3 protein-coding genes are annotated in these 4,837 nt (G+C 70.7%); 2 read left to right on the forward strand and 1 reads right to left on the reverse strand.

Annotated elements, in window-relative coordinates:
* Nucleotides 1-725 (reverse strand): zinc-dependent metalloprotease (locus G6030_RS12660; RefSeq protein WP_182643364.1); only part of this gene is annotated, 725 nt, incomplete at its 3' end.
* A 79-nt stretch (nucleotides 726-804) separates the two neighbouring features.
* On the opposite strand from G6030_RS12660, the gene G6030_RS12665 reads away from it, so the two are divergent.
* Together G6030_RS12665 and G6030_RS12670 are read left to right on the forward strand one after the other, a co-directional pair.
* Complete coding sequence (locus G6030_RS12665) at nucleotides 805-1,866, forward strand: S16 family serine protease (RefSeq protein ID WP_007626658.1); 1,062 nt, start codon at nucleotides 805-807, stop codon at nucleotides 1,864-1,866.
* Nucleotides 1,867-1,932: 66 nt separating this feature from the next.
* Nucleotides 1,933-4,837, forward strand: a 2,905-nt coding sequence (locus G6030_RS12670) for a UPF0182 family protein (protein ID WP_182643365.1), incomplete at its 3' end; no start/stop codon positions are given.

The raw sequence follows: 4,837 nt of genomic DNA on the forward strand, positions 1-4,837 counted from the left end.
TCGCGCGCGGCGAGGAACACGACGACCTCCTGGCGGGGCAGTTCCAGCTCGTCGGCGAACGCGTCGATCGCGGCCGGCGAGAGGGCGGCCACCCCGTCGGCGCCGAACGGGATGCCCACCTCGGAGGAGAAGAGGACGGCCGGGGCGAGTTTGCCGAGTCCCTGGCCGAGCTGCATGCCGAATCCCATGCCGCCCATCTGGTCGAGCATGCCGAGCAGTGGGCCGGCGAGCTGGCGGGCCTCCTCGGGCATGGCGCCCTTGGTGGCGGAGTTCATCTGCTCGGCGACCGGGGTGCAGATCTTCTCCCAAGTGGGCAGGGACTGCTCGACCCACTGCTGGGGGGTCCAGGCCTCGGTGCGGTGGACGCCGGAGGGGAACAGGGTGGTGTCGTCGAGCCACAGTTCGGCGAGGCGGACGGACTCCTGGGCGGCGGTGCGCGAGGAGTCGGTGATCACGGGCGTGCGGCCGAGCGCCTGCAGGGCGACCGTCCGCGCCAGCTGGTAGTTGACGGGGCCCGAGCTGCCGGGGCCGGACATGGCCGATCCCATGGACCCGAGCATCTGCCCGAACTGGGAGAGCATCTGGCCGAGGTTGCCGAACTGCGAGGGGTCGAATCCGCCGGGGCCGCCGGAGCCACCGGGGCCGCCCGATCCGCCGGGGTTACGGTCCCGGTCGTCGTCGCGCCCGTCGTCGTCGGAAGCGGAGAAACCGAAGGGCTGGTTCATGCCACAACGGTACAGCGTGCAGGGGTGCGGGGTCCGGCCGCGACGCGGTGTCGGCGGGGCGCGGACTACCCTTGCCCCCGTGAGCCGCCGCCTCTTCACCGTCCTCGCCGCGCTGGTACCGGCGGTCCTGTTGCTGGTCCTCGCGACGTCGGCCACCGTCCCGCTGGTGTCGATGGGCCCGGGGCCCACGTATGACACGTTCGGGGCGGCGGAGGTGGAGACCGAGGACGGTGAGGTCGAGCGGGTCCCGGTGATCGACGTGGTCGGCAGACCGGCCGACGAGACCGCGGGGGCGCTGCTCATGACGACGGTGGCGGTGCGGGACCGTCTGACACTGGTCGACGCGGCGCGCTTCTGGCTGGATCCGGCCCAGGTCGTGGTGCCGCGGGACCAGGTGTTCCCGCCGGACCGGTCGCGCGACGAGGTGCGTGAGTCCAACGCCGCGCAGATGGTGGGGTCGGAGAACTCGGCCGAGGCGGCGGCCTACCGCCATCTGGGGATCCCGATGCAGCCCCGCGTCGAGGGGGTGGAGCCCGACGGCGCGGTCGCGGGGCGTCTGGAGGAGGGCGACGTGTTGACGTCGATCGACGGGGAGCCGGTCGAGGACGCCACGTCCGTGGTCGAGCGGGTCGGCGAGCGCCGCGCGGGGGACGAGATCACGATCGGGTACACCCGGGACGGCAGGGAGGGGTCGACGACGACGAGGTTGCAGTCGGCCGGGCCGGACGGCGATCCCGAGCAGGGCCGGCTGGGCATCCTGGTCGGTGACTCCCCGGCGGACGGCACCGACGTGGACATCACGGTGGACCCCGGCGTCGGCGGCCCCTCGGCGGGCCTGGTGCTGGCGCTGGCGATCGTGGACAAGCTGTCACCGGGGGAGACGACCGGGGGGGCGCGGGTCGCGGGCTCGGGCACGATCCTGCCCGACGGCACGGTCGGGTCGATCGGCGGCATCCGGCACAAGATCCGGGCCGCCCACGAGGCCGGGGTGAGCGAGTTCCTCGTGCCCGCCGCCAACTGTGCGGAGGCTGTGCAGGACCCTCCCGAGGGCATCCGGCTCATCGAGGTGTCGACCCTGGGCGGCGCGGTGGAGGCGCTGGAGACGGCCGCTTCCGGGGGGCGGCCACCGACCTGCGGCTGAGGCGGGGGTTTTCCGTAAGGTGGGGCCCACGAGCATGTCCGCCCCAGCAGTGCAGGAGCATCCCAGGTGTCCGTCCGCCCACCCGGCAACCCCCCAGGTCGGCCGATCGCGATCTCGCGTCGCGGTCGGGCCGTCGCCGTCGCCGTCGTCGTCCTCATCCTCCTCATCCAGGTCCTACCGCGGCTGAACACGGCCTATACGGACTGGCTGTGGTTCGGCAGCGTCGACGCCACGAGCGTGTTCCGCACCGAGCTGCTCACGCGGCTCGGGGTGTTCGTCGTGGTCGCCCTCCTGGTGGGGCTGGCGGTGACCGCCGGCATCATGCTGGCCTACCGCGCCCGTCCCGTCTTCCTCGCCCAGCCGGGGATGCCGGACGCGCTGGCCCGGTACCGCGCGGCCATGGGCGCCTCGCCCGGTAAGACCGTGTTCTGGATCCCGGCCGTGCTCGCCGTCCTGGCCGGCTCGGTCGCGCAGACCGGCTGGCAGACGGTGCTCGCGTTCGTCAACTCGACGCCGTTCGGTGAGACTGACCCGCAGTTCGGGCTCGACATCTCCTTCTACGCGTTCGAGTTGCCGATGTGGCGCGCGATCGTCACGTGGCTGATGGTCGCCATCGTGCTGGCATTCCTGGCCAACCTCTTCACGCACTACATCTTCGGCGGTCTCCGGCCCGGCGCCCGCGAGGGTGCGCTGACCCGGGCGGCCCGCATCCAGCTGGTGAGCCTGGCGGGCCTCTTCGTCCTCGCCAAGGCGGCGGCGTACTGGCTCGACCGGTACGAGCTGCTGTTCAGCGAGAACGCCACGTTCACGGGCGCCAGCTACACCGACGTCAACGCCCTCATGCCGGCCAAGATCTTCATGTTCTCGGTGGCCCTGGTGTGTGCGGTCGCGTTCTTCTCCGCCATCGTGATCCGGGACCTGCGGATCCCCGCGCTGGCCACGGTCCTGCTCCTTTTCTCGGCTCTCGTGGTGGGGTCGGCCTGGCCGCTGGCCGTGGAGCAGTTCTCGGTCAACCCCAACCGCGCCGTCAAGGAGCGGGAGTACATCGCCCGGAACATCGAGGCGACGCGCGCCGCGTACGACATCGGTGAGGACCGGGTCACGTACATCGACAACTGGGGGGCGGCCGACCCGAACCCCCGCGAGGCGGCCACGGACATCACCACGCTGTCCAACGTCCGGGTGTTGGACCCGAACGTCCTGTCGCCGACATTCACCCAGCTGCACCAGCTGCGGAACTTCTACGGCTTCCCCGAGACCCTGGGGATCGACCGCTACACGATCGACGGCGAGATGCAGGACTTCCTCGTGGCCGCGCGTGAGCTCGATCCCCAGTCCCTGCAGGCCAACCAGCGCGACTGGATCAACCGTCACACCGTCTACACGCACGGCAACGGGTTCGTCGCGGCGCCGGCCAACCGGGTCAACGAGATCGCCGACGACGCCGGCTCGGACCGGGGCGGCCTCCCCAACTTCCAGGTCTCGGACCTGGAGGCCATCTCCAGTGGCCAGGAGATGATGATCCCGGTCACCCAGCCGCGGACCTACTTCGGCCCGCTCATCGCTCAGTCGGATCCCGACTACGCGATCGTCGGAGACAACGGCGAGGGCCCCCGCGAATACGACACCGACACGACCCAGTACACCTACACCGGTGAGGGCGGAGTGCCCGTCGGCGGCTGGGTCAACCGGATCGCCTATTCGCTGAAGTTCGCCGAGCGGAACATCCTCCTGTCGAACCTCATCGGAGACGAGTCGAAGATCCTCTACGACCGCGACCCGCGGGACCGGGTGCAGAAGGTGGCCCCGTGGCTGACCACGGACACCAACACGTACCCGGCGGTGATCGACGGCCGCATCAAGTGGATCGTCGACGGGTACACGACGCTCAAGACCTACCCGTACGCCGAGCTCAGCTCGCTGGAGGCCATGACCTCGGACTCCCTCAACGACGCGAGTGGTCGGGTCCTGCCGGACGAGGAGGTCTCCTACATCCGCAACTCGGTCAAGGCCACCGTCGACGCCTATGACGGCACGGTCGACCTGTACGCGTTCGACGAGTCGGATCCGGTCCTTCAGACGTGGATGAAGGCGATGCCGGGCATCGTGCAGCCGCGCGAGGCGATCTCCGAGGAGCTCTCCGAGCACCTGCGCTACCCGGAGGACCTGTTCAAGGTGCAGCGTGAGTTGCTGGCCAAGTACCAGGTCGACGACCCCGGCCAGTTCTTCACGAACGACGCCTTCTGGTCCGTGCCGTCCGATCCCACGGTGACCTCGTCCATCCAGAACCCGCAGACCCCGCCGGCGGCCGGTCCCGGGACCGCTCCCGCCCCCGGGACGGCCGGTGGTCCGGCCGGGGCCCAGACCGTCGACCGTGACGGACCGGCCCAGCCGCCGTACTACGTGGTGACCTCCGACCCGACGGACCCGGAGTCGGACGAGCCGTCGTTCCAGCTGATCTCCGCCTTCCGGGGGTACGAGCGCGAATTCCTCGCCGCGCACATGTCGGCGAGTTCGGACCCCGAGACCTACGGGCAGATCACCGTGCGAGTGCAGCGGCCCACCGAGCCGCTCTCTCAGGGCCCCAATCAGGCTCAGGACATCATGATCGCGTCCCCCGCGATCGCCGAGGACCGCCGGCTGTGGGGTGAGACGGCCGAGATCACCGAGGGCAACCTGCTGGCGCTCCCGCTGTCCAACGACTCCGTGCTGTACGTGGAGCCCATCTACACCCAGCGCAAGGACCAGGACTCGGCGTTCCCGCGTCTGCTCCGCGTGATGGTGAGCTACGACCGCGCCGTTGGCTACGCGCCCACCCTCTACGAGGCGCTGCAGCAGGTCGGTATCGAGACGGACCCCGACGCCGTGCGTATCGACGAGACCGGTCAGGCCGAAGCCGAGGCGGAGGGTGGGGCGTCGCGGCCCGCCGAGGGGACGGCGCCGCGCCCGTCCGCGCCCGCCGGCGGCGGTG

It is taken from the genome of Dietzia sp. E1 (assembly GCF_014145015.1).
GTDB classification, from domain to species: Bacteria; Actinomycetota; Actinomycetes; order Mycobacteriales; family Mycobacteriaceae; genus Dietzia; species Dietzia cinnamea_A.